The sequence below is a fragment of the Streptomyces sp. BI87 genome (genome assembly GCF_025957665.1).
GTDB classification, from domain to species: domain Bacteria; phylum Actinomycetota; class Actinomycetes; order Streptomycetales; family Streptomycetaceae; genus Streptomyces; species Streptomyces albidoflavus.
In genome coordinates, this window is record NZ_CP110079.1 from 719423 (window position 1) to 745508 (window position 26086).

The 26086-nt window shown below is 74.0% G+C and carries 24 protein-coding genes and 3 pseudogenes; 11 read left to right on the forward strand and 16 right to left on the reverse strand.

Annotated features, from left to right (window positions below; translation table 11 throughout):
* The first annotated feature begins 3 nt into the window (after nt 1-3).
* The 4 genes from OIM89_RS03015 to pssA all read left to right on the forward strand — a co-directional run bounded on the left by OIM89_RS03015 (nt 4) and on the right by pssA (nt 3384).
* Entirely contained in the window at nt 4-516 is a 513-nt protein-coding gene (locus OIM89_RS03015) for a MaoC family dehydratase (protein WP_023421306.1), read from the forward strand.
* 2 nt (nt 517-518) lie between these two features.
* A complete protein-coding gene (locus tag OIM89_RS03020; protein ID WP_008410560.1) occupies nt 519-1724 on the forward strand; it encodes an acyl-CoA dehydrogenase family protein in 1206 nt (401 codons plus the stop codon).
* A 168-nt stretch (nt 1725-1892) separates the two neighbouring features.
* Entirely contained in the window at nt 1893-2540 is a 648-nt protein-coding gene (locus tag OIM89_RS03025; protein ID WP_003951891.1) for a phosphatidylserine decarboxylase, read from the forward strand.
* Nucleotides 2527-3384, forward strand: a complete 858-nt coding sequence (gene pssA / locus OIM89_RS03030) for a CDP-diacylglycerol--serine O-phosphatidyltransferase (protein WP_078493235.1) — start codon at nt 2527-2529, stop codon at nt 3382-3384. Before OIM89_RS03025 ends, pssA begins: the two co-directional genes overlap by 14 nt.
* An 86-nt stretch (nt 3385-3470) precedes the next feature.
* Here pssA and OIM89_RS03035 read toward each other — a convergent pair whose 3' ends face one another.
* The 4 genes and pseudogenes from OIM89_RS03035 to OIM89_RS03050 all read right to left on the reverse strand — a co-directional run bounded on the left by OIM89_RS03035 (nt 3471) and on the right by OIM89_RS03050 (nt 7530).
* Nucleotides 3471-4592, reverse strand: coding sequence for a glycerate kinase (locus OIM89_RS03035; RefSeq protein ID WP_217465862.1), 1122 nt, complete (start codon nt 4590-4592; stop codon nt 3471-3473).
* Between the two features lie 169 nt (nt 4593-4761).
* A complete protein-coding gene (locus OIM89_RS03040; RefSeq protein ID WP_030694803.1) occupies nt 4762-6381 on the reverse strand; it encodes an ABC-F family ATP-binding cassette domain-containing protein in 1620 nt (539 codons plus the stop codon).
* A gap of 56 nt (nt 6382-6437) precedes the next feature.
* Complete coding sequence (locus OIM89_RS03045; RefSeq protein ID WP_030694802.1) at nt 6438-6653, reverse strand: type II toxin-antitoxin system VapB family antitoxin; 216 nt, start codon at nt 6651-6653, stop codon at nt 6438-6440.
* Nucleotides 6654-6682: 29 nt separating this feature from the next.
* Nucleotides 6683-7530 (reverse strand): annotated as a pseudogene (locus tag OIM89_RS03050) (IS5 family transposase).
* 117 nt (nt 7531-7647) lie between these two features.
* Here OIM89_RS03050 and OIM89_RS03055 point away from each other — a divergent pair.
* Nucleotides 7648-8397 carry an SIR2 family NAD-dependent protein deacylase gene (locus OIM89_RS03055; protein ID WP_030694801.1) on the forward strand — a complete coding sequence of 250 codons (750 nt, stop codon included), beginning with the start codon at nt 7648-7650 and terminating at the stop codon, nt 8395-8397.
* Between the two features lie 15 nt (nt 8398-8412).
* Here the strand turns inward: OIM89_RS03055 and OIM89_RS03060 are convergent, their stop codons facing one another.
* Complete coding sequence (locus tag OIM89_RS03060) at nt 8413-9273, reverse strand: NAD(P)H-binding protein (protein WP_264490957.1); 861 nt, start codon at nt 9271-9273, stop codon at nt 8413-8415.
* 34 nt (nt 9274-9307) lie between these two features.
* Nucleotides 9308-10003 carry an SDR family NAD(P)-dependent oxidoreductase gene (locus tag OIM89_RS03065; RefSeq protein WP_175457643.1) on the reverse strand — a complete coding sequence of 232 codons (696 nt, stop codon included), beginning with the start codon at nt 10001-10003 and terminating at the stop codon, nt 9308-9310.
* Between the two features lie 102 nt (nt 10004-10105).
* Between OIM89_RS03065 and OIM89_RS03070 the strand changes: the two genes are divergently transcribed.
* From OIM89_RS03070 to OIM89_RS03085, 4 genes are all read left to right on the forward strand, one after another.
* Nucleotides 10106-10957, forward strand: coding sequence for a helix-turn-helix transcriptional regulator (locus OIM89_RS03070; protein ID WP_217465859.1), 852 nt, complete (start codon nt 10106-10108; stop codon nt 10955-10957).
* A gap of 165 nt (nt 10958-11122) precedes the next feature.
* Nucleotides 11123-12061 carry an ABC transporter ATP-binding protein gene (locus OIM89_RS03075; protein ID WP_030694797.1) on the forward strand — a complete coding sequence of 313 codons (939 nt, stop codon included), beginning with the start codon at nt 11123-11125 and terminating at the stop codon, nt 12059-12061.
* Nucleotides 12058-13029, forward strand: a complete 972-nt coding sequence (locus OIM89_RS03080) for an ABC transporter permease (RefSeq protein WP_151167637.1) — start codon at nt 12058-12060, stop codon at nt 13027-13029. The genes OIM89_RS03075 and OIM89_RS03080 overlap by 4 nt, the downstream gene beginning before the upstream one ends.
* 55 nt (nt 13030-13084) lie before the next feature.
* On the forward strand, nt 13085-13477 hold the full coding sequence (locus OIM89_RS03085) for a GntR family transcriptional regulator (protein WP_030694795.1): 393 nt from the start codon (nt 13085-13087) through the stop codon (nt 13475-13477).
* Nucleotides 13478-13484: 7 nt separating this feature from the next.
* On the opposite strand, the gene OIM89_RS03090 is transcribed toward OIM89_RS03085, so the two are convergent.
* Nucleotides 13485-14012 carry a methylated-DNA--[protein]-cysteine S-methyltransferase gene (locus tag OIM89_RS03090; protein WP_030694794.1) on the reverse strand — a complete coding sequence of 176 codons (528 nt, stop codon included), beginning with the start codon at nt 14010-14012 and terminating at the stop codon, nt 13485-13487.
* Nucleotides 14013-14041: 29 nt separating this feature from the next.
* Nucleotides 14042-15520 carry an AlkA N-terminal domain-containing protein gene (locus OIM89_RS03095; RefSeq protein ID WP_030694793.1) on the reverse strand — a complete coding sequence of 493 codons (1479 nt, stop codon included), beginning with the start codon at nt 15518-15520 and terminating at the stop codon, nt 14042-14044.
* Between the two features lie 284 nt (nt 15521-15804).
* Here OIM89_RS03095 and OIM89_RS03100 point away from each other — a divergent pair, with 284 nt between their 5' ends.
* Nucleotides 15805-16632, forward strand: coding sequence for a tryptophan synthase subunit alpha (locus OIM89_RS03100; RefSeq protein WP_264490958.1), 828 nt, complete (start codon nt 15805-15807; stop codon nt 16630-16632).
* Nucleotides 16633-16671: 39 nt separating this feature from the next.
* Here OIM89_RS03100 and OIM89_RS03105 read toward each other — a convergent pair.
* The 4 genes and pseudogenes from OIM89_RS03105 to OIM89_RS03120 all read right to left on the reverse strand — a co-directional run.
* A pseudogene (locus OIM89_RS03105) lies at nt 16672-17433 on the reverse strand (cation:dicarboxylate symporter family transporter); the annotation flags it as partial.
* 152 nt (nt 17434-17585) lie between these two features.
* Nucleotides 17586-18146, reverse strand: coding sequence for an RICIN domain-containing protein (locus OIM89_RS03110; protein ID WP_030694791.1), 561 nt, complete (start codon nt 18144-18146; stop codon nt 17586-17588).
* Between the two features lie 352 nt (nt 18147-18498).
* On the reverse strand, nt 18499-19008 hold the full coding sequence (locus OIM89_RS03115) for an O-acetyl-ADP-ribose deacetylase (protein ID WP_247859993.1): 510 nt from the start codon (nt 19006-19008) through the stop codon (nt 18499-18501).
* Nucleotides 19009-19017: 9 nt separating this feature from the next.
* The gene (locus OIM89_RS03120) at nt 19018-20448 is read right to left on the reverse strand and encodes a phytoene desaturase family protein (RefSeq protein WP_047468686.1); all 1431 of its coding nucleotides are present in this window, start codon (nt 20446-20448) and stop codon (nt 19018-19020) included.
* Nucleotides 20449-20596: 148 nt separating this feature from the next.
* Between OIM89_RS03120 and OIM89_RS03125 the strand changes: the two are divergent.
* A pseudogene (locus tag OIM89_RS03125) lies at nt 20597-21444 on the forward strand (nucleotidyltransferase domain-containing protein).
* A gap of 30 nt (nt 21445-21474) precedes the next feature.
* Here the strand turns inward: OIM89_RS03125 and OIM89_RS03130 are convergent.
* The 4 genes from OIM89_RS03130 to OIM89_RS03145 all read right to left on the reverse strand — a co-directional run bounded on the left by OIM89_RS03130 (nt 21475) and on the right by OIM89_RS03145 (nt 26081).
* Nucleotides 21475-22314, reverse strand: coding sequence for an inositol monophosphatase family protein (locus OIM89_RS03130; protein WP_264490959.1), 840 nt, complete (start codon nt 22312-22314; stop codon nt 21475-21477).
* A 94-nt stretch (nt 22315-22408) separates the two neighbouring features.
* The gene (locus OIM89_RS03135) at nt 22409-24211 is read right to left on the reverse strand and encodes a gamma-glutamyltransferase family protein (protein WP_047468681.1); all 1803 of its coding nucleotides are present in this window, start codon (nt 24209-24211) and stop codon (nt 22409-22411) included.
* A 78-nt stretch (nt 24212-24289) separates the two neighbouring features.
* Nucleotides 24290-25345, reverse strand: coding sequence for a biotin/lipoate A/B protein ligase family protein (locus tag OIM89_RS03140; protein WP_030694785.1), 1056 nt, complete (start codon nt 25343-25345; stop codon nt 24290-24292).
* A 64-nt stretch (nt 25346-25409) separates the two neighbouring features.
* Nucleotides 25410-26081, reverse strand: a complete 672-nt coding sequence (locus tag OIM89_RS03145) for a DUF4232 domain-containing protein (RefSeq protein WP_226964696.1) — start codon at nt 26079-26081, stop codon at nt 25410-25412.
* Nucleotides 26082-26086: the final 5 nt, after the last annotated feature.

Consider the following 26086-nt stretch of genomic DNA (forward strand, 5'->3'; position numbering starts at 1 on the left):
GCCGTGCAGTTCGGACGCACCTTCGAGGAGTTCGAGGTCGGCGCGGTCTACAAGCACTGGCCCGGGAAGACGGTCACCGAGTACGACGACCACCTCTTCTGCCTGCTGACCATGAACCACCACCCGCTCCACATGGACACCAACTACGCCGAGTCCACGACCGACTTCGGCAAGAACGTGGTGGTCGGCAACTACATCTACTCGCTGCTGCTCGGCATGTCGGTGCCGGACGTCTCCGGCAAGGCCATCGCCAACCTGGAGATCGAGTCCCTGCGCCACGTGGCGCCGACCTTCCACGGCGACACGATCTACGGCGAGACGACGGTGCTGGACAAGACGCCGTCCCGCTCCAAGAACGACCGCGGCATCGTGCACGTCGAGACCAAGGGCTACAAGCAGGACGGCACGCTGGTCTGCGTCTTCCGCCGCAAGGTGATGGTCCCCACCGAGACGTACATCAAGGAGCGCGGCGGCGAGCAGCCCGGCCGCCCCGAGCTGAAGGCACAGGAGAAGTAGTCATGAGCCGACTCGCCCAGACCCACGGCCTCACCGACATCCAGCAGGAGATCCTCTCCACCGTCCGCGACTTCGTGGACAAGGAGATCATTCCGGTCGCCACCGAGCTGGAGCACCGTGACGAGTACCCCACGCAGATCGTGGAGGGGCTGAAGGAGCTCGGCCTGTTCGGGCTGATGATCCCCGAGGAGTACGGGGGGCTGGGCGAGTCCCTGCTCACGTACGCGCTGTGCGTGGAGGAGATCGCCCGCGGCTGGATGTCGGTCTCCGGCATCATCAACACGCACTTCATCGTCGCGTACATGCTCAAGCAGCACGGCACGCAGGAGCAGCGCGAGTACTTCCTGCCGCGGATGGCCACCGGCGAGGTGCGGGGCGCCTTCTCGATGTCGGAGCCGGCGCTCGGCTCGGACGTCTCGGCGATCTCCACCAAGGGCGTCAAGGTGGGCGACGAGTACGCGCTCACCGGCCAGAAGATGTGGCTGACCAACGGTGGCTCCTCGACCCTGGTGGCGGTGCTCTGCCGGACCGACGAGGGGCACCCCGAGGGCACCGCGCCGCACAAGTCGATGACGACCTTCCTGGTGGAGAAGGAGCCCGGCTTCGGCGAGGTCCGGCCGGGACTCACGATCCCCGGCAAGATCGAGAAAATGGGCTACAAGGGTGTCGACACCACCGAGATGATTCTGGACGGACTGCGCATTCCGGCCAATCGCGTGCTCGGCGGCACCACCGGCCGAGGGTTTTACCAAATGATGGACGGCGTCGAGGTCGGGCGCGTCAACGTGGCCGCCCGCGGCTGCGGCGTCGCCCAGCGCGCCTTCGAGCTGGGCGTCTCCTACGCGCAGCAGCGGCACACCTTCGGCAAGCCGATCGCGCAGCACCAGGCGATCCAGTTCAAGCTCGCCGAGATGGCCACCAAGGTCGAGGCGGCCCATGCGATGATGGTGAACGCGGCCCGCAAAAAGGACTCCGGGGAACGAAACGACCTGGAGGCGGGGATGGCGAAGTACCTCGCGTCGGAATACTGCAAGGAAGTCGTCGAGGACGCCTTCCGCATCCACGGCGGGTACGGCTTCTCGAAGGAGTACGAGATCGAGCGGCTGTACCGCGAGGCCCCGATGCTGCTGATCGGTGAGGGGACCGCCGAAATCCAGAAAATGATCATCGGCAGGAGGCTCCTGGAGGAGTACCGTTTCCAGGGCTGATTGTCCTCTTTGAGGGATTTTTTCGAGAAGAAGATCACACCTGACCGGCGCTCTTCAGCCGTCGACTACGGTTTCTGGCTTGGCCAGTTGTGGTCGCCACCCGATACCATCCCCGGAAAGCCGCCGTCCCCCGTTGCAGCGCGGCATCATCCGCTACGAAGGTCATCCATGCCCCACAGCCAAAACACTGCACCGCGCGGCTCGGTCCGCATCGCCCGCGGCGCATCGCCGTGGCTCCTGCCGACCGTCGCCACCGCAGCCGTCAGCCTGGTCCGCTCGCGCCGCTCCAAGCGCGCGGCGGCCCTGGCGGTGCCCGCCACCGCTCTGGCGGCGGGCATGCTGTGGTTCTTCCGCGACCCGGAGCGCGAGATCGCTCCGGGCCGGGTCATCTCCCCGGCCGACGGCGTGGTGCAGAGCATCATGCCGTGGAAGGACGGGCGCACCCGTGTCGCCATCTTCATGAGCCCGCTGAACGTCCACGTCAACCGCGCGCCGCTGGCCGGCACGGTGACCTCCGTCGAGCACGTGCCCGGCGGTTTCGTTCCGGCGTTCAACAAGGAGAGCGAGAACAACGAGCGCGTCGTCTGGCACTTCGACACCGAGCTCGGCGACATCGAGATGGTGCAGATCGCCGGCGCGGTCGCACGGCGCATCGTGCCGTACGTCCCGCAGGGCACCAAGGTGGAGCAGGGTGAGCGCATCGGGCTGATCCGCTTCGGGTCCCGCGTCGACATCTACCTCCCCGAGGGTGTGGAGGTCGACGTGGAGGTCGGCCAACCGACAACTGCGGGGGTGACTCGCATTGACCGTGTCTGACTCAGATACCCAGGCGGGCTGGGTGCCCGAGGCCGACGAGGACGAGGACAGCGGCGAGGAGATGCCGCTGTCGATGCGCCTGTCGATAGCGGACACCCTGACCCTGGGCAACGCCACGTGCGGGTTCATGGCGGTGTACTTCACCACCACCGGCATCCTCATCCCGCACCTGACCGGCAGCGACGAGAGCGGCATGGCGCGGCACTCCGCCGCCACCGCCGTGATCCTGATGCTCTGCGCGGCGGTCTTCGACCTCTTCGACGGGCTGGTGGCGCGCAAGCTCCGCTCCTCGCCGATGGGCGCCGAGCTGGACAACCTCTCGGACCTGATCAGCTTCGGCCTGGCACCGGCGTACTTCGTCCTGGTGTACGGCATGGTGGCGGACGACGCCCACCAGCGGGTGGCCGCGCTCGGCGCGGTCGTGGTGCTGCTGGCGGTGGTGCTGAGACTGGCCCGGTTCTCCTGCGTGACCTTGAAGGACGGCATGTTCCAGGGCATGCCGAGCCCCTTCGGAGCGCTCACGGTGGTCTCCATCGTGCTCCTGGAGCTGCCCTTCGTGGCGACGCTGCTGGCGATTCTCGGTACGGCCTGGCTGATGGTGAGCCGCGTCGAGTACCCGAAGCCGCGGGGTCCGCTGGCCGTGGCCATGCTGAGCTGGATCGTGGCCGCGATGGGCCTGCTGGCCGCCTGGGCGTTCGACGCCCCCGGCGGGCAGCTCCTGCTCCAGACGGGCTGCGCACTCCAGCTGGTGCTGGGCGCGGTCATCCCGCTCTTCGCCACGGCGCGCCGGGTGAACAACTTCCGCGACAACCGCCGCGAGGCACGGGCGGCCCAGCTGCCCTGACGGGCGAGGCGGGACAGTACGTACGAGAGGGGCCCCGGACCGGGATCGGTCCGGGGCCCCTCTCGCGTGCGCGGTACGGGCCCGCCTCAGGCGAGCCACTCCTCGCCCAGGGTCCGGGCGACCTTCTCCAGCAGCGGTCCCGCCTCGCTGAAGCAGCGCTCGGGGTCGGGCTCGATCTCCGCGAGGGCGTAGGCACGGCGGATGCCGGCCTTCTCCAGGGCCTCGGGGCCGAGGGCCAGGCGGCCGCAGACGGCCACCGTGTCGATGCCCCGGGCGCGGGCCGCCGCGGCGACGCCGGCGGGGGCCTTGCCGTGCAGGGTCTGGGTGTCGAGGGAGCCCTCGCCGGTGATGACGAGGTCGGCGCGGTCCAGGGCGTCGGAGAAGCCGAGGACGTCGAGCATCACCTCGATGCCGGGGCGGAAGCGGGCGCCGAGGCCGACCAGGGCGCCGAAGCCGATGCCGCCGGCGGCTCCGGCGCCGGGCGCCTTCGCCGCCTCGGCGGCGCGGTCGCCCAGGGCCTCGGTGAGGACGCGGGCGTAGTGGGCGAGGGCGGCGTCCAGGGCGCGGACGTCGTCCTCGTCGGCGCCCTTCTGCGGGCCGTAGACGGCGGCGGCGCCGGTGGGGCCGGTCAGTGGGTTGTCGACGTCGCTGGCGAGGACCAGGTCGACCTCGGCCAGGCGCGGGTCGAGGCCGCTCAGGTCGGCGCGGGCCAGCTCGGCGAGGGCGGCGCCGCCGGGCCCGACCGGGGTGCCGTCGGCAGTGAGCAGGCGGGCGCCGAGGGCGGTCAGCATGCCGGCGCCGCCGTCGGTGGTGGCGCTGCCGCCGACGCCGAAGACCAGGGTGCGGGCGCCCGCGTCCAGGGCGGCGGCGATCAGCTCCCCGGAGCCGTGGGTGGTGGCGGTCAGCGGCGCGGGGACGCCGCCGGGGAGGTGCTGGAGACCGGACGCCTCAGCCATCTCCACGACGGCCGTGGTGCCCCGCAGGGCCCAGGCGGCGGTCACCGGCTCGCCGGTGGGGCCGGTCACCTCCCGGGTGTGCCGGGCGAACCCGGCGGCGACGGCGGCGGCGACCGTGCCGTCCCCGCCGTCGGCCACCGGCAGCGCCTCGACCTCGGCGCCTGGCCGGGCCCGGCGCAGCCCCGCGGCCACGTGCCCGGCCACCTCGACGGCGGTCAGTGACCCCTTGAACTTGTCCGCGGCGATCAGCACACGTGCGTGTGTCGTACGGCGAGTGTCAGCCACCCGTTGCATCCCCTTGTTCCTCGGGCCCTGCCCGGGGGCAGGGCGGTCGCGCCGCTGCGACACTAACCTCCCGGCGGGGGCGCTGCCCAGGCCACCTGGGGATTCTTCCCGTGGCGGGCGGCGGCGCCGTCCCGGCTCAGCGGGCCCGTTCCACCCGCCGCTCGTCCCAGACCGGCTCGCTCGTCTCCCGCAGGCGGCCGTCGGAGCCGAAGACCAGGAAGCGGTCGAAGGAGCGGGCGAACCAGCGGTCGTGGGTGACGGCGAGGACCGTGCCGTCGTACGCCTCCAGGCCGTCCTGGAGGGCGTCGGCGCTCTCCAGGTCGAGGTTGTCGGTGGGCTCGTCCAGGAGGAGGGCGGTGGTCCCGGCCAGTTCCAGCAGGAGGATCTGGAAGCGGGCCTGCTGGCCGCCGGAGAGGCGGTCGAAGCGCTGCTCGGCCTGGAGGGTCAGTTCGTAGCGGCGGAGGACCGAGTGGGCGGCGCCCCGGTCGTGGGCGTACTCGGTCCACAGGATGTCGAGCAGGGTCCGCCCGTGCAGTTCGGGGTGGGCGTGGGTCTGCGCGAAGTGGCCGGGGACGACACGGGCGCCGAGCCGCCACTCGCCGGTGTGGGCGACGTCCTCGCCCGCGAGCAGCCGCAGGAAGTGGGACTTGCCGGAGCCGTTGGAGCCGAGCACGGCGACCCGCTCGCCGTAGAAGACCTCCAGGTCGAAGGGGTGCATGAGGCCGGTCAGCTCCAGCTGCTCGCAGGTGAGCGCCCGGACGCCGGTGCGGCCGCCGCGCAGCCGCATCCGGATGTCCTGCTCGCGGGGCGGCTCGGGCGGGGGCCCGGCCTCCTCGAACTTGCGCAGCCTGGTCTGGGCGGCGGCGTACCGGGAGGCCATCTCGTGGGAGACGGCGGCGGCCTGGCGGAGGTTGACCACCAGCTTCTTGAGCTGGGCGTGCTTCTCGTCCCAGCGGCGGCGCAGCTCCTCGAAGCGGGCGAACCGCTGCTTGCGCGCCTCGTGGTACGTGTCGAACCCGGCGCCGTGCACCCAGACGTCGGCCCCGGCGGGCCCCGGCTCGACGCTGACGATCTTCTCGGCGGAGCGGGCGAGGAGTTCGCGGTCGTGGGAGATGAAGAGCACCGTCTTGCGGGTCTGGCGGATCTGCTCCTCCAGCCACCGCTTGCCGGGCACGTCGAGGTAGTTGTCCGGCTCGTCGAGGAGGAGGACCTCGTCCTGGCCGCGCAGCAGGTACTCCAGGACGAGGCGCTTCTGCTCGCCGCCGGAGAGGGTGCGGACCTCGCGCCACTGGGCCCGCTCGTAGGGGACGCCGAGGGCGGCGGTGGTGCACATGTCCCAGAGTGTCTCGGCCTCGTACCCCTGGACCTCCGCCCAGTCGGCGAGGGCCTGGGCGTACGCCATCTGCGCGGCCTCGTCGTCCACGGTCATGACGGCGTGCTCGGCGCGGTCGACGGCGGCCGCGGCCTCGCGCAGGCGGGGCGGGGCGACGGAGACCAGCAGGTCCCGGACGGTGCGTTCGTCGCGGACGCTGCCGACGAACTGGGGCATCACGCCGAGGCCGCCGCTGACGGTGACGGTGCCGCCGTGCGGCTTCAGCTCACCGGAGACGATCCGCAGCAGCGTGGTCTTGCCGGCGCCGTTCGGCCCGACCAGGGCGTAGGCGGCGCCCTCGGGCACCCGGAACGACACGTCGCCCAGCAGAGTGCGCCCGTCGGGCAGGTCGTACTCCAGGTGCGCCACTTCGAGATGTCCCATGCGGGCATCCCATCAGCAGCGACGGCCCGGGGGCAAACGAGTTGCCGGTGCCGCCCTCAGCCGCCGTGCCGGTGGTCCTGCGGGCCGTGGACCTCGCGGTGGGTGCGCTCGCGCAGCTCCTCCTGGGTGGCGACGCGGGCCTCGGTGCGGTGGCCGCGGGCGATGAAGTCGCGCACGGCGAGTTCCACGGCGTCCTGCGGGCTCTTGACGCCCGCCAGGACCATGACTTCGACGGCGAGTTCGGCATCGATACTTACGGTCACCTTGGCCATGGGGCGTAGCTAGAGGTCGTCTTCAAAGGTCAGATCCAGAGCAGGATTGAGGCGATGGTGACGGCCGCCTGGTAGGACTCGCGGGTTTTGTCATAGCGGGTGGCCAGTCCGCGCCACTGCTTGAGGCGGTTGAAGCAGCGCTCGACGACGTTGCGACGGCGGTAGATGCACCGGTCGAAGCCGGGCGGCCGTCCGCCGCGTGTGCCGCGGTTCAGCCGGCCCAGGATCTGGTCGGCGCGTTCGGGGATTGTGTGCGGGATGCCGCGTCGTCGCAGGTAGGCGCGGATCTTTCGAGAGCTGTAGCCCTTGTCGGCGACCACACGGTCGGGCCGGGAGCGTGGACGCCCGGGCCCGACTCTGGGCACGCTGATCGAGTCCATCACCTTCTCGAGGCGGGTGCAGTCGTTGGCGTTGCCGCCCGACAGGACGAATCCGAGAGGGCGGCCGCGCCCGTCGCAGGCCAGGTGGACTTTCGTGCTCAGTCCACCACGGGATCGGCCGAGGGCGTGATCACCCGCTTCGTCCCTGTCAACCGCCCCCTTTTGCCGCCGGCGGCATGCTGGTGCGCCCGAACGATGGTGGAGTCGACCGACACCAGCCAGTCGATGTCCCCGGCCGCGTCCTTCTCCGCCTGAACGGCCCGCAGCATGCGCGAGAACGTCCCGTCCAGTGCCCACCTGCGAAAACGCGTGTACAAGGTCTGCCAGGAGCCATAACGTTCCGGCACATCACGCCAGGCTGATCCGGTCCGCAGCTTCCACACGATGCCGTTCAGTACCAGCCGGTCGTCCGAACGAGGCCGCCCCGCAGTCCCCGAACTCGGCAGCAACCGCGACAACACAGCCCACTCGGCATCGGACAGTTCATGACGACGCACCATGACAAGCATGATTCCTCATCACCTGATCACCTTTGAAGACGATCTCTAGCAGCGGGCGGCCCCCGGCGGAACAAGCCCGGGCGCCGGACGGGGGCCAGGACCTACCCTCCCGGTATGTCCGCCACCGAATCCTCCCCCGGTTCCCGCCCGCTGGTCGCACTGCTGAGCGGCGCCGGCATCTCGACCGACTCCGGCATCCCCGACTACCGGGGGCCGAACGGGCTGTGGCGCCGCGACCCCGAGGCGGAACGGCTGGTCACGTACGAGGCGTACATGTCCGACCCCGAGGTGCGGAAGCGGTCCTGGCAGATGCGGCGGACCAGCCCGGCGCTGCGGGCCGAGCCGAACGCCGCGCACCGCGCGGTGGCCGAGCTGGAGCGGTCCGGAACCCCGGTGCGGGTGCTGACCCAGAACGTCGACGGGCTGCACCAGCGGGCCGGGCTGCCCGCCCGGAAGGTGCTGGAGCTGCACGGCACGGCGCGCGAGGTGGTCTGCACGGTGTGCGGGGTGCGCAGCTCGATGGACGGGGAGCTGGAGCGGGTGGAGGCCGGCGAGGCCGATCCGCCGTGCCGCGCCTGCGGCGGCGTGCTGAAGGCCGCGACGGTGATGTTCGGCGAGGCCCTGGACCCCCGGGTGCTGGGCCAGGCGAGGGAGATCGCCCGGGCGTGCGACGTCTTCGTGGCGGTCGGCTCCACCCTCCAGGTGCAGCCCGCCGCCTCGCTGGCCGGGCTGGCGGCGGAGCACGGGGCGCGGCTGATCGTCGTCAACGCCGAGCCCACCCCGTACGACGCGCTCGCCGACGAGGTGGTCAGGGAGCCGATCGGCACGGCGCTGCCGGAGTTGCTGCGGGGGCTGCGGAGGTGACGGCCCCGCCGCCCGTCACTCCTCGAGCGCGCGGGTGACGGCGGCCGCCAGGGTCTGGGTGGGGCGGCCGAGCAGCGCGCGGAGGTCGCCGCTGGAGTGCTCCAGGGCGCCCCGGGCGATGCACTGGTCCGAGTCGACGATCAGCTCGACGGCGGGGGCCGGCAGGCCGGCCTGGGTGAGGAGCCGGTGGTACGCCTCGGGCGGCAGGTCCTGGTAGGCCACCGGGGTCCCCGTCTGCGCGGCCGCCTCGGCGGCCCCCTCCGCCAGGGTCCAGGCGGTGTCGCCGGTCAGGTCGTACACCCGGCCGCCCTGGCCGTCGAGGGTGAGGACGCGCGCGGCCGCCTCCGCCAGCTCGGCGCGGCTCGCGAAGGCGATGCGGCCGGTGCCCGCGCTGCCCGCGAGGACGCCCCGGGCGACCGCGTCGCGCAGGGTGCCGGTGTGGTTCTCGGTGTACCAGCCGTTGCGGAGCAGGGCGACGGGCAGCCCGGAGGCGGCGAGGGCGGCCTCGGTGTCCCGGTGGACCCGGGCCAGGCCCATCGGGTTGGCCGGGGCGTCGGTGACCGAGGTGTAGGCTAACAGTTCCACCCCGGCCTCGCGGGCGGCGTCGATCACCGCGCGGTGCTGGGCGACGCGTACCTCGTCGGGCCCGGTCGAGGAGACCAGCAGGACCTTGGTGGCCCCGGCGAGGGCGGTACGCAGGGTCCGCGGCCGGTCGTAGTCGGCGGTGCGGATCTCGACGCCGCGGGCGGCGAGGCCGGCCGCCCTGGCCGGGGTGCGGACGGCGGCGGCGATGCCGGCGGCCGGTACACCGAGGTCCAGGAGGTGTTCGACGACCTGGCGGCCGTAGGGGCCGGTGGCACCGGTGGCGACGATCATGCGGCGGCTCGTTTCCCAGGAGGGAGGAGGGGGTTCACCAGGGGCTGACGCCGGCGGCGTCGGAGAAGGTGCCGGTGGGGCCCTCGGGGGTCAGCAGGGCGGCGCGGACGATGGCCTCGGCGCCCTCCTCGACGGTCTGGGACCCACGGTGGCCGTTGAGGTCGGTGGCGGTGGGACCGGGGTCGACGACGTTGACGCGCAGTCCGGGGTACGCCTGGGCGTAGTGGACGGTGAGCATCGACACCGCCGACTTGGAGGCCGCGTACGCCATGACGCCGGGGAGCTGGAACTCGGGGCGCTCGGGGTCGTGGACGCGGCCGAAGGAGCCGAGTCCGCTGCCGACGTCGACCACGACGCCCGAGGTGCTGCGCTCCAGGAGCGGCAGGAAGGCGTTCAGGACGCGGACGATGCCGACCACGTTGGTGTCGAGCACGGTGGTGACGTCGGCGGCGGTGAAGGCGCCGGCGGGCTTGGGGCCGCCGCTGATGCCCGCGTTGTTGACCAGGACGTCGAGTCCGCCCTGCTCCTCGACGCGGGCTGCGGCCGCCGCGACCGACGCCTCGTCGGTGACGTCCAGGACCAGCGGGCGGGCGCCCAGCTCGCGCGCGGCGCGCGCGGCCTTCTCCGGGTTGCGGGCGGCCGCGTACACGGTGTGCCCCGCGGCGGTCAGGCGGCGTGCGGTCTCGAAGCCGAGGCCCTTGTTGGCCCCGGTGATCAGGGTGGCGGTCATGGCAGCGAGTCTGCGCCGGGCCGTGGCCGGGGGCCAGAGAGGTTTCTTCCTGGTACCGGCAGTACCAGGCTGTCTCCCCGGGCGGGCTGCGACCATGGAGGAATGAATGCCTCCGGTGAGCTGGCCACCCTGCTGCGGGCCTGGCGCGAGCGGCTGGCGCCGGCCGAGGCGGGCCTGACCGCGCACACCGGCCGGCGCACGTCCGGGCTGCGCCGCGAGGAGGTGGCGGTGCTGGCCGGGGTCTCGGTGGACTACGTCGTACGGCTGGAGCAGGGGCGGGCGGCGGCGCCCTCCGCCCAGGTGTGCGCGGCGCTCGCGCGGGCGCTCCGGCTCTCCGACACCGAGCAGGAGCACCTGTTCCGCCTGGCCGGGCACGCGATGGACGGCGGCCGGATCAACCGGCTGGTCCCGGCGAGCGTGCGGCGGCTGGTGGAGCGCACCGGGGAGCGGCCCGTGGCGGTCGTCGACGCGATGTGGGACCTGCTGCTGTGGAACCCGCTGTGGGCCGCGCTGATGGGCGATTTGTCGACTCTGCGGGAGGCCGACCGCAATCTGCTGTGGCTGCACTTCACCAGCGACTCGGACTGCCACCTCCACGGCCCCGGCTCCCCCGAGGCGCTCGACGCCTCGTTCGTCGCCGACCTGCGCCGCAGCGCGGGGCGTTGCCCCGACGACCCGCGGCTGCACCGGCTCGTCGAGCGGCTGAGCGAGCGCAGCGAGCAGTTCCGCGAGCTGTGGCGGCGGCCCGAGGTCGCCGAGCACGGCCCGACCGTCAAGCGGATCACCCACTCCGAGGTGGGGCTGCTCGAACTCGACTGCGACATCCTCCGCACCCACCGGGGTGACCTGCGCATCGTCACGTACTCGGCGGAGCCCGGCAGCCCGTCCGACAGCAAGCTCGCCCTCCTCGCCGCGATCGGCACCCAGCGCCTGCGGGCCGGGTCGGCGGACTGACTCTCCGCCCGCCTTTCCCCGCTCCCGCCCCCGCCCTCCTCTCCTCCCTCGGCTTCGCCCTGTCCGTTTCTTGACACACGCCTCCCCCAAGTCCATGATTCCATTAATGGAATGACTGATTGACAGTCGACCACCGATCGACGACCGAGGGCAGGGAACAGAGAGATGAGCACAGCGACCGGCACCCCGGGTGCCGGGGAGTGGGCGGTCCGGGCGGACGGGATCGGCAAGCGCTACCGGCGCGGCTGGGCCCTGCGGGACTGCTCCTTCCGGCTTCCGGCGGGGCGGATCTGCGGACTGGTGGGGCCCAACGGCGCCGGCAAGAGCACCCTGCTCGGGCTGATGACCCGCCAGCTCCAGCCGACCGAGGGCGACCTGCGGCTCTTCGGGACCCCGGTGGACGATCCGGCGGTGATGCCGCGGTTCGCCTTCCTGGGGCAGGACAAGCCGCTCTTCAAGCGGTTCACGGTGGCGGAGACGCTGCGGATGGGCGGCGAGCTCAACCCGGGGTGGGACATGGCGGCGGCCGAGCGCATCGTCCGCTCCGGCGGCGTACCGCTGGACGCCCGGGTGGGCACGCTCTCCGGCGGCCAGCGCACCCGGGTCGGCTTCGCCCTCGCCTTCGGCAAACGCCCCGATCTGCTGCTGCTCGACGAGCCGATGGCGGACCTCGATCCGCTGGCGCGGGACGAGATGGGCACCCTGCTGATGGCGGAGGCGGTGGAGCGCGGCACGACGGTGCTGATGTCCTCGCACCAGCTCACCGAGGTCGAGGACATGTGTGACTACCTGCTGGTCCTCTCCGACGGGCGGGTGCGGCTGGCCGGGAGCGCCGACGAACTGGTCCCGGCGCACACGCTGGTGACCGGTCTCGCGCCGGACGGGACACCGCCGCCGGAGCTGGCCGCGCACTCCGTGGTGGAGGTACGCACGGAGGGCCGCCAGTTCCAGGCGCTGATCCGCGCCTCGGGGCCGCTCCCCGACGCCTGGTCGGTGGACCGGCCCAGCCTGGAGGAAGTGCTGCTGGCCCACCTCCGCTCCCCCGACGCGCCCGCGCTGTACGCACCGGACGCCCGCACCGCCGAAGGGATCACCACGCCGTGACCACCACTGCGCCCGCCGCCCCCGCCGCGACCGTCTCCCGGCCCAGGCTGCTGCGCGGCCTGCCCTGGCTCGTCGCCCGCCAGCACCGGGCGACCGCGCTCGGCGTGCTGGCCGCGGTCGCCGTCGGCTGCGCGCTCATCGTGCAACAGCGATTCCAGCTGGTGGGTCTCCTGGACCGGGCCGGCTGGCCCGCGAAGGACGTGCCGCAGCCCGTGGTCGGCGGCAGTCTCCACGGGTACCTGATGCTCGGGCTCAGCGCCCTCCCGGTGGCGCTCGCGGTCTTCGTCGGCGCGCCGCTCATCTCCGGGGACCAGGAACAGGGCACCGCCCAGCTGGTCACCACCCAGTCGGTCACCCGGCGGAAGTGGCTGCTGGCCAAGCTGACCTGGTGCTACTCGCTGGCGCTGCTGGCGGCTGTCCCGCTCGGGCTGCTCCACACCTGGTACTGGGAGCCGCACCGGTCGCTGATGCCCAACCAGTGGATCGAAGGAGCCGTCTTCGACAACACCGGCCCGATGCTGCCGGCGTTCGCCCTCTTCCTCACCGCCGTCGGCATCACCGTCGGGCTGCTGACACGCCGGGTGTTCGTCGCGATGACCGCCACCTTCGTCCTCGCCCTCGCCGTCGAGATGGTCTGGGACCGGGTCCGCACGAGTCTGGCACCCTCCCGGATGCTCACCTACCCGCTCGACACGGAGCTGCCCGGCCGCCTCTCCGAGGCGTACGAGCTGGACCGCTGGGTGGGCAGCGCCGACGGGCGGCTGTACGGCTGGGGCTCCTGCGCCGAGGAGACGGAGGCCGCCTCCGAGGCGTGCCTGCGGGAGAAGGGGATCGTCAACGACGTGATCGAGTACCTCGGTTACGACCAGATGCCCGCCATGCAGTGGACCGGCGCGGGCATCCTGCTCGCCGGAACGGTACTGCTGACCGCCTTCGTCGTGGTGAGAGTCGGCAGGCGGCCGCTGTGAGCGGGGCGCGGCGGGACTCCGTAGAGTTGCGGCAGCCGAGCGGGAGGTGAGGGCGATGGTCGTGTTCCGGATCGACCGGCGCAGCGGGGTCGCCACCTATCTCCAGATCGTCCACCAGGTCGAGCAGGCCCTGCGGATGGGTGCGCTGCGCGAGGGGGACCAGCTGCCGACGGCGGCCCAGGTGGCGGCGTCCACCAAGGTCAACCCGAACACCACCCTGAAGGCGTACCGCGCCCTGGAGAGTGCGGGCCTGGCGGAGGTGCGGCAGGGCGCCGGCACCTTCGTCACCCGCTCGCTGGCCCCGGCCGGCGGCGGTCCGGGCTCGCCGCTGCGCGAGGGGCTGGACGCCTGGCTGGCCGAGGCGCGCGCCGCCGGGCTGAGCGGACCCGAGGTCCGGGCCCTCTTCGAGCAGGCGTACGCGGCGGCCCATCCCGAGGTGCGGGGCTGAGCCGGGCTCAGAACAGGGCGCCGGTGGTGGCGTACCCCTCCCCGCGCTCGTGGGCGAGGAGGGCGCGCTTGCGGTCGATGCCGCCGCCGTACCCCGTCAGGGAGCCGCTCGCGCCGACGACGCGGTGGCAGGGGACGATGATGCCGACCGGGTTGCGGCCGTTGGCGAGGCCGACGGCGCGGGAGGCACCGGGGCTGCCCAGGGCCTCGGCGAGCCGGCCGTAGCTTCGGGTCTCGCCGTACGGGATCGCGCGCAGCCGCTCCCACACGGAGCGCTGGAACGGGGTGCCGTCCAGACGGAGTTCGAGGTCGAAGGTGGTGCGGCTGCCGTCGAAGTAGGCGGTGAGCTGGTCGGCGGCCTCGCCGAACGGGCGGTCGTCGCGCGGGCCGAACGTCTCCTGGGCGGGCCGGTGCCGCTGGCCCTCCATGTAGAGGCCGCTGAGGACGCCGCCGGTGGCGACCAGGGTGAGCGGGCCGCAAGGGCTGTCGAGGACGGTGTGGCAGCGGGCGGTGGGCGGTGCCGCGGTGCTGGACATGGCGGTGCTCCGGTGGGGGCTGGTGGCGGTCAGGCGGGCAGGAGGTTGATCGGGTGGTCGTCGGTGGCCCACAGGTACTGCACGGCGTACGCCCGCCAGGGGCGCCAGTCCGCGGCGCGGGTGGTGAGGCCGCCGGGAGCGCCGGGCAGGCCGAGGCGTTCGGCGGCGCGGCGCACCCCGAGGTCGGTGGCGGGGAAGGCGTCCGGGTCGCCGAGGGCGCGCATCGCGATGATCTCGACGGTCCACGGGCCGAAGCCCGGCAGGGCCAGCAGCCGGGCGCGCGCCTCGTCCCAGTCCTCCTCCGGCCCCAGGCCGATCGAGCCGTCGGCGAGGGCGGCGACCAGCGTGGTCAGGGTGGCGCGGCGGCTGCGGGGCATGGCGAGCTGCTCCGGGTCGAGCCCGGCCAGCTGAGCGGGGCTCGGGAAGAGGTGGGTGAGGCCGCCGGCCGGGTCCTCGACGGGCGTGCCGTACGCGGTGGCGAGGCGGGCCGCGTGGGTGCGGGCGGCGGCGGTGGAGACCTGCTGGCCGAGGACGGCGCGGACGGCGAACTCTGCGGCGTCGACGGTACGCGGCACCCGCCTGCCCGGCGCCTTGGCGACGAGCGGTGCGAGGGCGGGGTCGGCGGCGAGCCGCTCGTCCACGGCGACCGGGTCGGCGTCGAGGTCGAGCAGGCGGCGGCAGCGGCTGATGGCGAGGGTGAGGTCGCGCAGGTCGGTGAGGGCCAGGCGGCAGCCGATGTGGTCGGCGGCGGGGGTGAGGGTGGCGATGCCCGGGCCGTGCGGCAGGTCGAGGGTGCGGCGGTAGGCGCCGTCACGCCACTCCTCGACGCCGGGGACGGCGGTGGCGGCGAGGTGCCCGAAGACGTTGTCCGGGGTGAAGGGGGCGCGTAGCGGCAGCCGCAGCGAGACCGCTCCGGGCGCGGGGTCGCCGGCCGCGCCGGGCCGGGTGCGGCTGCGGGCGCGCAGCTCGGTCGGGGAGAGCGCGTACACCTCGCGGACGGTGTCGTTGAAGGTGCGGACCGAGGAGAAGCCCGCCGCGAAGGCGAGGTCGGCCATCGGCAGGGCGGTGGTCTCGATCAGCAGCCGGGCGGTCTGGGCCCGCTGGGCGCGGGCCAGCGCGAGCGGGCCGGCGCCGAGTTCCGCGAGGAGCTGGCGCTCGATCTGGCGGGTGCTGTAGCCGAGCCGGGCGGCGAGGCCGGGGACGCCCTCGCGGTCGACGGTGCCGTCGGCGATGAGCCGCATGGCGCGGGCGACGGCGTCGGCGCGCTGGTTCCACTCCGGTGAGCCGGGGCTGGTGTCGGGGCGGCAGCGCTTGCAGGCCCGGAAACCGGCCTGCTGGCAGGCGGCGGCGCTGGGATGGAACACCATGTTGGCCGGCTTGGGCGGCACGGCCGGGCAGCTGGGACGGCAGTAGATCCCGGTGGTCAGCACGGCGGTGAAGAACCAGCCGTCGAACCGGGCGTCCTTCGACCGCACGGCCCGTACGCAGCGCTCGGTGTCGGTGTACATGACTCCAGCATCGCCGCTCCCCGGGGTGAACGCTGGCGAGAATCCGACATCAGCGTGCGGGCGGCCGGCGGCGGCCCCGGCCCGGACCCCCGGAAGGGAATTCCGCTCCCCCACCACGGCCCCGGGAGGTTGCCGCGTCCCTGGTGAACCGGTGTTCCGGGGCCTTACGGGCGGCCCCGCGGAGGGTCCGGCTCCGCCACCCGGACGAGCCGCCCCGCATCGGCAGCCAGGCACGATCGTTGAAGCGCTGCCCGCATCGTTTCGTTTTCGCCGAAAGACCACGCATGTCTCACTCTTCCGCCACCGACCTCCCCAGCGCCCCGCCCTCGGAGTCCCGCCGGACCACGCTCGGTGTCTTCCTTCCCTCCGGCCTGCCCGGAGTCCACCAGTACATCGAGGCGCTGGCCCCCGCGCTCCCCGGGCAGGAGGGTTTCTTCGAGATCGGCATCCCGCACGCGGAAGCGGTCTACGACGGCCCCCTCATCCGGGCCGTCTACCGCCAGGCCCTCCAGGAGGGCGCCACCATGGCGGACCTCCTGCGGACCGTGGAGCACGCGGCCGCCCGCGCCTGTGTGGTGGTGATGAGCTACTGGGAGCCGGTGCGGCGGTACGGGCCGGAGCGGACGGCACTGGCGCTGGCCGAGGCGGGCGCGTCCGGCGCCATGATCGTGGACCTGCCGGACGCGGACGCCGCCGCCTGGCACGAGATCGCGGCCCGGGCCGGGATCACCGCCCCCCGCTTCGCCGCCCCCGGCCTCCCCGACGCCGACCTGGACCTCCTTGCCCGCCTCGCCTCCGGCTGGCTCTACGCCCCCGCCAGCACCGCCCCCACCGGCTACCGGGGCCCCCTCGACCTGGACGGCCTGGAGGCGTCCGTACGCCGGCTGCGCTCGGTGACCCCGCTGCCGGTGGTGGCGGGCGTCGGCATCTCCACCCCCGCCCTGGCGGCGGCGGTCTCCCCCGTGGTCGACGGGATCGTCGTCGGGAGCCCCGTCCTGCGGGCGCTGGCGGCCGATCCGGAGGAGGCTCCGGCGCTGGTGGAGGAGTTCGCGCGGGCGGTGTGCGTGGCGGAGCAGCCGGTGCTGCCGGTGCTGCCGGTGCTGCCGGTGTGAGGGGGCGGGCGGGAGCGGGGCCGCGCGCGAGGCGGCGCAGCCGCCCGGGGCCGCCGGCCCCGGCGGGGCCTTGCGCGTGGCGGACCCGGCCCGCTCCGGTACGCGCTCCGCCCGCTCCTCGGCCTGCTCCGGGTCCGGCCCGTCCTGGTCGGGCACGAAGGCCAGTTCACCCGCGAGGACCTGGCGGGCCCGGGACCGGTCGAGGGCGCCCTTCCAGCGGGAGACGACGAAGACGGCCACACAGTTGTCGAGCAGGTTGGTGGCGACCCGCATCGCGTCCGTGATGCGGTCGACGCCGAGCAGCAGGGCGACGAGGAGCGTGCCGATGGAGAGGTAGATGGAGGCGCCGTCGAGGTTGAAGGAGTAGCCGGTGGGGAGGACCAGCCCCACCGCGTCGTCGCGGCAGCCGGCGTGCCGGAGCTTCTGCATCATGCGCGGCATGACCGCCTCGCCCGACGCCGTGCCGAGCGCCAGCAGCATCTCCTCGCGCGTGTAACGGACGAACTTCCACAGGCTCAGCCTGGTGAGCGCCTTGAGGGCGAGGCCGAGCAGGACGAGGAAGAGGGAGGCGACCGCGTAACAGACGGCGATGAGCTTGCCGTACGTGGAGAGCGCGCCGATGCCGTACTCCCCCACCAGGTGGGCGGTGGCACCGAAGACTGCCAGCGGGGCGAGGCGCATGACGAAGCCGACGATCGTGAAGACGACCTCCTGCGCCTGGGCGATGGCGGGCAGGATCGCGGGCACCTTGGTGTGGCCGAGGTGCAGCAGCGCCGCACCGGTCAGGCGGGCGAGGACGAGTCACATCGGCGTAGATCTCGGACCTTGCTCCAAAGGGCGTCCCTGAGCTGCCCGTTGACGGCACGTCCGGGCGTGCGGTACGGGCGCTGGGGCGGGGGACGCGCGGAGTCCCCGGCCGGGCGGCCGGGGACTCCGGGGGCGTGCGGCTTCCGTCACCAGCTGGTGTTGTCGTCCGCCAGGTGCCAGAGGCGGTCGGCGCTCGGGTACGAGGTGTCCAGGTACAGGGAGTTCCAGCTGCCGTCGCTGTAGCGGTTGAGGGTCATGGCGAGCCCCGTGTCGACCTTGGGCTGCCAGATCCACCAGCGGGAGTTGTTGTCGCCCTCCGGACGCAGGACCCAGCGCTGGAGGTCGGAGCCGTCGCAGGTCCGGACGACGATCGTGGTGCCGCGGACGGGCTCGGCGGTGGCCGGCTGGAGGCACTTGCCGGCCGCCTGGTTCTTGAAGGTCAGCGTGTAGCGGCCGTTCTCCCACCGGCCGCCGACCTCGTCCCAGACCTCGGTCTTGTGCTTCCACCCCGGGTCGCGGAGGGAGACCGCGGTGGCGCCCTCCGCCGTGGAGTCGCCGTAGAGCGCGAGGCGGCTCCCGTCGGTCCGGTTGATCAGGTCCTGGCCGGTGCGGTCGGCCGCCGAGGCGCTTCCCGCGCCGAAGGTGGCGAGCAGGGTGACGGCGGCCGCGGTCGCGGTGAGGGCACGCAGCGGGCTGAACGTGGACATCGGTCTCCTTCGATGACGGTTCTTCGGCAATCACGTCGCGGCACCGGCCGGTGCCGACCCGGGGTGCACCCAGGTCGACCCGGGCGGCGCCGTCCGCCCAGCGTCAAGGTCGTGAACCGGGGTCTCGTACGAGGCGCGAGAGCGCGCGAACAGCCGCTCGGCCGCCCTCCGGCACCCACCGCGGGCTCCGGGACATTGGTCCCGCTTGGAGGGAATCGTTACGGCAGACGGAGCCCGGTGGCCCGGCCCGGGGGAAGGAGACGCACGGGCGGGTTCACACAGGCGGGTGACCCGCACGGTGACTCGGTGTCACCCCTCGGGGCGAACCGAGCCGGGCGCGCGCTGTCGGCGGTCAGCCGACGCGCGCCGCGAATACCTCGTACGCCCGGTCGTCGAAGAGGACGAACCGCACCTCCTCCACGGAGGTCGGTGAAGTCCGTACCGTCTCGACGGCGATGCGGGCCGCGTCCTCCAGCGGCCACCCGTAGACGCCGGTGGAGATGGCGGGGAACGCGACCGTGCGTGCCCCCAGTTCGCCGGCGACGCGCAGGGCGTTGCGGTGGCAGGAGGCCAGGAGCTCCGAGCGGTCCACGGAGGCGCTCCAGACCGGGCCCACCGTGTGGATGACCCACTGGGCCGGCAGCCGTCCCGCCGTGGTGGCGACGGCCTCGCCGGTCGGCAGGCCCTTGCCGTAGTGGGAGGCGCGCAGGTCGCGGCAGGCGGCGAGGATCTCGGGGCCGCCCTGCCGGTGGATGGCGCCGTCGACCCCGCCACCGCCCAGGAGCGAGGAGTTGGCGGCGTTGACCACCGCGTCCACGGCCTGCTCGGTGATGCTGCCCTTGACCAGCGTGAGGTCCGTCATGGGGCGAGCCTAACGGCGCCGCGGGTCTCGCAGGTGGCGCCAGACGGCCTTGGCGGCGTTGTGGCCGGACATGCCGTGGACGCCGGGGCCCGGTGGGGTGGCCGAGGAGCAGAGGAAGACGGCCGGGTGCGGGGTGGTGTGCGGGGAGAGGGTGAGCTTGGGGCGCAGGAGGAGCTGCAGGCCGGAGGCGGCGCCGCAGGCGATGTCCCCGCCGACGTAGTTGGCGTTGCGGGCGGCCAGCTCGGGCGGGCCGGCGGCGGCGCGGGCGAGGACCCGGTCGCGGAAGCCCGGGGCGTACTCCTCCAGGCGGCGTTCGATCGCGTCGGTGAGGTCGCCTCGCCAGCCGTTGGGGACGTGGCCGTAGACCCAGAAGACCTGCTTGCCCTCGGGGGCGCGGGTGGCATCGGCGACGCTCGGCTGGACGGTGATGAGGAACGGCGGGGACGGCGGCCGGTCCTCGCGGGAGACGGCGCGCAGGGCCGCGCCGATCTCGCCGGGGCTCGCGCCGAGGTGGACGGTGGTGGCCCGGCGGGCGTCCGGGGAGGCCCAGGGGACGGGGCCGTCGAGGGCGTAGTCGAGCTTGAAGACGCCGGCGCCGTAGCGGTAGCCGTCGTAATAGCCGCCGAGACCGGCGATGCGGGCCAGGGCGGTGGGTGAGGTGTCGAAGATGTAGGCGCGGGCCGGCGGGAGGTCGTCGAGGCGCTTGACCTCGTAACCGGTGTGGAGGGTGCCGCCGTGGTCGGTGAGGAGCCCGGCGAGGGCGTCGGAGATGGCCTGCGAGCCGCCCCGGGCGACCGGCCAGCCCCGGGCGTGTGCGGCGAGGGCGAAGACGAGGGCGACGGCGCCGGTGGCGATGCCGCTGAGGGGCGCCATGATGTGGCCGACCAGCCCGGCGAGCAGGGTGCGGGCGCGCTCGTCCTGGAAGCGGCGCAGCAGCAGCGAGGCCGGGGGCAGGCCCGCCAGGCCGAAACGGGCCAGGGTGAGCGGGTCGCGGGGCAGGGCGGTGGAGGGCAGCGCCATGAAGTCGCGGAAGAGGGCCTCCCAGCGCAGCAGGAGGGGGCTGATCAGCCTCCGGTACGCGCCGGCGTCGCGCGGGCCGAAGGAGGCGGCGCTCTCGCCGACGGAGCGGGCCAGCACGGCGGCCGGGCCGCCGTCCAGGAAGGGGTGGGCCATGGGCAGGTCGGCGTGGAGCCAGCGCAGTCCGTACCGCTCCAGGGGCAGGGCGTCGAAGGCCGGGGAGGTGACGCCGAGGGGGTGCGCGGCGGAGCAGGGGTCGTGGCGGAAGCCGGGGAGGGTCAGCTCCTCGGTGCGCGCTCCCCCGCCGATGCCGTCCCTCGCCTCGAAGACGGCGACGTCCATGCCGCGCCGGGCCAGCTCGACGGCGGCGGTCAGTCCGTTGGGCCCGGAGCCCACGACGACGGCATCGAGCAGCGTGGGCATGCGCGGACTCCTAGGTCGGCCGGGCCGGGACGCCCAGGATATGCGGGTGCGGCCCGCGCGGGGCCGCCGGTACGGTGCCGTGGGGCCGGAACCCGGTCTCAGCTGCGGCGTCGGCCTCCGGCCGGGACCGCCCGGCCGAAGGGGCGCGATGACGGGGACGACGGACGGACCGGAGGGCGGCGCGGACACGCCCGTGGCCTGGGAGCCGGTCACGCGGATGGCCCGGGAGCTGGCCGCCGTGCCCGGTGTCCGGGCCGTGGTCCTCGGCGGCAGCCGGGCCCGCGGCACCCACCGCCCGGACTCCGACTGGGACCTCGGCGTCTACTACCGGGGCACGCCCGACCTCGGCCGCCTGGCCGCCCTGGCCTCCGCCGCGCAGGGCTCGCCGGTGGAGGTGGCGGGGCCCGGCGGCTGGGGCCCGTGGGTCAACGGCGGGGCCTGGCTGCGGGTGGACGGCGTAACTGGATTCTGCGCGATCTGGACCGGGTCGAGCGGGTGTGGCAGGAGTGCCGTGAGGGCCGGTACGAGGTGGGGGTGCAGGCCGGGCACCCGCTGGGCTTCTGGTCGCCGGCCTACGCCGGTGAGGTGGCGTACGGGCGGATTCTCGCCGACCCGGCGGGCGAGCTGGCCGCGCTGCGGCACCAGGTGTGCGAGGAGCCCGGCTACCCGGAGCCGCTGCGCCGGGCGCTGGCGGAGGCGGCCTGGGAGGCGGAGTTCTCGGTGGCGGCGGCCGCGAAGTCGGCGCCGGGCGGCGACAGCCTGCACGTCTCGCTCTGCCTGGCGCGGGCGTTCGGCGTGCTGACGCAGACGCTCCACGCCCATCACCGCCGCTGGCTGCTGAACGAGAAGGGCGCCCTGGCGGCCACGGCGGCGCTGCCGGGGACGCCGGAGCGGTTCGCGGACCGGGTCACCGCCTGCCTGACCGCGCTGGACGCCGGGGCGGTCGAGGCGGCGGCCGGGCTGGTCCGCAAGGTGCGCGCCGTGGTGGACGCCTGACGCGCCGGGGCCCTGGCGCCCGCGCCCCGCTCAGCCGCCCAGCAGCTTCACCACCCGCTCGGCCGTGGCCAGATCGCGGGCGGCCGTGAAGGGCAGGGCGTTGCCTCCCCGGTAGCGGAAGGGGACCCGGTCGCGGGTGAGGTGGGCGCCGCCCGCCTCGGTGACCAGCAGGAGTCCGGCGGCGTGGTCCCAGGCTGCCTCCCAGGAGAAGGCGGTGGCGTCGCCGGTGCCGCGCGCCACCGCCAGGTACTCCAGCCCGGCCGAGCCGCAGGGGCGCGGCGCGACGCCCGGCGTCCACAGGCCGAGCAGGGCCTCCTTCTGCTCGGGGGTGGTGAAGTCCGGGTGGGAGGTGGCGACGTCCAGCGGGGCCCCGTCGCCGGGCGTACCGGCGGCCAGCCGGGTGCCGTTCAGCGTCGCGCCGTCCCCGAGCACGGCGATGGCCAGCTCGTCGAGGGCGGGGGCGTAGGTCCAGGAGCCGAGGGTCTCGCCGCCCCGCACCAGGGCGACCAGTGTGCAGAAGCCGGGGTCGCCGTGGACGAACTGGCGGGTGCCGTCGACCGGGTCGACGATCCAGACGGGCGCGTCGCCCTCCAGGGCGCCGTACACCGCCGGGTCGGCGTGGACGGCCTCCTCGCCGACGACGACGGAGCCGGGGAGGAGGGCGGTGAGGGCGTCGGTGAGCCGCAGCTCGGCGAGGCGGTCGGCGGAGGTGACGAGGTCGTGCGGGCCGGACTTCTGGACCACGTCGTCCTCGGCGAGCTGCCGGAAGCGCGGGACGATCTCGGCGGCCGCCGCCTCCCGGACGGCCTCGGTGACGTCGTCGAGGTGGCGGTCGAGGAATCCCCTCAGTTCGGAGAAGTGTTCGATCATGTCTCCCATCAGACCATGCCGCACCGACAGCGCCGCACCGGCGGACCAACCGGGGGCGGCGCCTCGGTGAACTCCGGGTGCGCCGGCGCCGGGCTCAGCGCCCGACCGCGTACCCCTGCATGCCGCGCGGGTTGGCGGCGGCCGAGAGGAGGCCGGTGCGCGGGTCGCGGGCGACGGCGCACAGGCGGCCCTCGGACCAGGGGCCGCCGACCGTGACGCGGTGGCCGCGCCGGCGCAGCTCCTCGACCACCTCGGCGTCCGTCCGGGACTCCACGGTGACGGCGCCGGGGTCCATCTCCCGCGGGTAGAAGGAACCGGGGAAGGCGTCGGTGTGCCAGTTGGGGGCGTCGATGGCGCCCTGGAGGTCGAGTCCGCCGCGCACCGGCTCGCGCAGGGCCACCGCGAGGAAGAAGTGGGTCTGCCACTGGTCCTGCTGGTCGCCGCCGGGCGTGCCGAAGGCCATGACGGGCACGCCGTCGCGCAGCGCGATGGAGGGCGTCAGCGTGGTGCGCGGGCGCACGCCGGGGGTGAGGGTGTTGGGCAGGCCCTCGTCGAGCCAGGTCATCTGGAGCCGGGTGCCGAGCGGGAAGCCCAGTTCGGGGACGACCGGGTTGGACTGGAGCCAGCCGCCGCTGGGCGTGGCCGAGACCATGTTGCCCCAGCGGTCGACGATGTCGAGGTGGCAGGTGTCGCCCCGGGTCGCCCCGTCGCGCGCCACGGTCGGCTCGCCCGCACCGGCGGCGCCGGGCGCGGGGGCGTGGGTGGAGTGCCCGGCGGCGACCGCGCGGGCGTGGGCGGCGAGCGCGGGCGTGCGCCCCTCGGGGCTGCCGGGCCGCAGCTCCAGCGAGGCCCGCTCGCCGATCAGCGCGCGCCGCTCCTTGTTGTACTCCTCGGAGAGCAGGGCGCCCACCGGCACCTCGGCGGCGTCGCCGTACCAGGCCTCGCGGTCGGCCATGGCGAGCTTGCAGCCCTCCACCAGCAGGTGGACGTAGTCGGCCGAGCCGTAGGCGGGCAGCTCCTCCGGGAGCAGGGCGAGTTGCTGGAGCAGGCTGGGCCCCTGGCTCCACGGCCCGGCCTTGCAGACCGTCCACCCGCGCCAGTCGTAGGTCACGGGCGCCTCGTACGAGGCGGACCAGCCGGCCAGGTCCTCGGCGGTGAGGGTGCCGGTGTGGCGGGTGCCGGTGGTGTCCGTGGTGGGCCGGGCGGCCTGGCGGACCAGGGCCTCGGCGATGAAGCCGGTGCGCCAGACGGCGCGGGCCGCCTCGATCTGCGCGACGCGGTCGCTGCCCCCGGCCTCTTCGGCCTCGGATATCAGGCGGCGCCAGGTCGCGGCGAGGGCGGGGTTGCGGAACAGCTCGCCGGGGGCGGGGGCCTCGCCGCCGGGCAGGTAGACCTCGGCGGAGCTGGTCCACTCGGTGGTGAACAGCTCGCGGACCGTCTCGACGGTGGCGGTGACCCGCTCGACGGGGGCGTGCCCGTCCTCCGCGTAGCCGATGGCGTATGTCAGGACCTCGGCGAGGGTGCGGGTGCCGTGGTCGCGCAGGAGGAGCATCCAGGCGTCGAAGGCGCCGGGGACGGCGGCGGCGAGGGGGCCGGTGCCGGGGACCAGGTCGAGGCCGAGCGAGCGGTAGTGGGCGGCACTGGCGCCGGCGGGGGCGACGCCCTGGCCGCAGAGGACCTGGACCTCGCCGTCGTGGGGCGCGAGGAGCAGGGGGACCTCGCCTGCCGGGCCGTTCAGGTGCGGTTCCACCACGTGCAGGACGAACCCGGCGGCGACGGCCGCGTCGTAGGCGTTGCCGCCGTCCTCCAGCACGGCCATCGCGGACTGCGAGGCGAGCCAGTGGGTGGAGGAGACCATGCCGAAGGTGCCTTGGAGGGTGGGACGCGTGGTGAACATGCAGCCTCTCGCCTTGCTGTCGGTGCCGATTGCCCCGCAGGCTATCGGCCCGGCCCGAACGGCTGTTCCCGCGTCCCGTCAGGGAATCCGGGCGAGCCACTCCTCGGTGGCGAACTTGGTGCGGACCAGCTCCTCGGCGAGCGCCGTCTCCCGGTCGGTGACGGCGCCCTGGCTCAGGCCGTAGCGGTCGCGGAAGGAGCCGATCATGCGGTCGATGACGTCGGCGCGGGACAGGCCCGTCTGCCGGCGCAGCGGGTCGACGCGCTTCTTGGCGGAGGTGGTGCCCTTGTCGGACATCTTCTCCTTGCCGATCCGCAGCACGTCGAGCATCTTCTCGGCGTCGATGTCGTAGGACATGGTCACGTGGTGGAGCACGGCGCCGTCCCCGGCGACCACCCGCTTCTGGGCGGCGCCCGCGATCTTCCCCGCCTCGGTGGCGATGTCGTTGAGCGGCTGGTACCAGGCCTTGATGCCCATGTCGGCGAGGGCGCCGAGGACCCAGTCGTCCAGGTAGGCGTAGGAGTCGGCGAAGGAGAGGCCGGAGACGAGGGAGGCGGGGACGGAGAGGGAGTAGGTGATGGTGTTGCCGGGCTCCACGAACATCGCGCCGCCGCCGCTGATCCGGCGGACCACGTCGATGCCGTGGCGGGCGGCGCCCTCGGGGTCGACCTCGTTGCGCAGGGACTGGAACGAGCCGATGATCACGGCCGGTCCACCCCACTCCCAGACCCGCAGCGTCGGCGGGCGCCGCCCTTCGGCGACCTCGGTGGTCAGTACCTCGTCCAGGGCCATCAGCAGGGCGGGCGACTGCGGCTCGGTGTGGATGAGCTGCCAGTCGTAGTCGGTCCAGTCGGTGGCGTGGGCGAGCGCGCGGCGGACGGCGACGGCGACGCCCTCGGCGGTGATCCCGTACATGACGGTGCCCTCGGGCAGGGCGGCCTCGACGCGGGCGGCGAGGCCGGTGGCGTCGGTGTCGGACGGTACGCCCTCCAGCGCGGCGTCGATGGCGCCGAGCGCCTCGTCGGGCTCCAGGAAGAAGTCCCCGGCCACCTGGACGTTGCGCAGCACACCCTGGTCGTCGTCGAGGTCGACCACGACCAGCTTGCCCCCGGGGACCTTGTACTCACCGTGCATCGCGTTCCGCCTCCAGCGCTCGTGACCTGCGCCCACGGTAACTCTGTCCCGGTTCGCCCGGCCTTCAGGACCGCTCCGGCGGCGCCTCGCTGATGTCGTACTGCCAGGCGGTCGTCCCCAGCACCCCCTCCCCCACGTCGAGCCCGCCGCCGGCCACCTCCACGGTCTGCGGCTCCGTCCCCCCGTCGGGAGCGACCCGCAGGTACGCGCCGAGGCCGCTCCCGGTGTGGGGGTCGACGGCCCAGTAGCGCCAGGCGAGCGTGGAGCGGGCGGACATGCCGGGCTCCAGGACCAGGGGGCTCGGTCCGGGGTCCTCGGGGCCCATGGAGATGCGGCCGGTGCCTTCGGCCACCTCGGTCTCCATCGGCTCGCGCTCCGTGTCGAGCACCTGGAGCACGGGGTAGCCCTTCAGCTTCAGGGTCTTCGTACCGCAGTTGAAGACGATCACGTTCCCCACCCGCAGCCCCATCGCGGCGTCGGTGGCGGCCGCCCGGGCCCGGAAGCCGGAGGCGGGGCAGTCCTCGGCGGCACCCGGGTCGTCGGCCGGCGAGGACTCGGTGGCGGGCGGCGCCGCCTCCGGTACGGGCGGGGTCGGCGACGGGTCGGGCGACGGCGGCCGGGAGGTGCGCGCCGGGTCGGCCTCGCGCTCCAGTTCGGCGGCGAGGCCGCAGCCGGTGAGAGCCAGGGCCGGCACGAGGACGAGGAGCGGAAGGCGCGCCCGGCGCGGGAGTCTCATGCCGG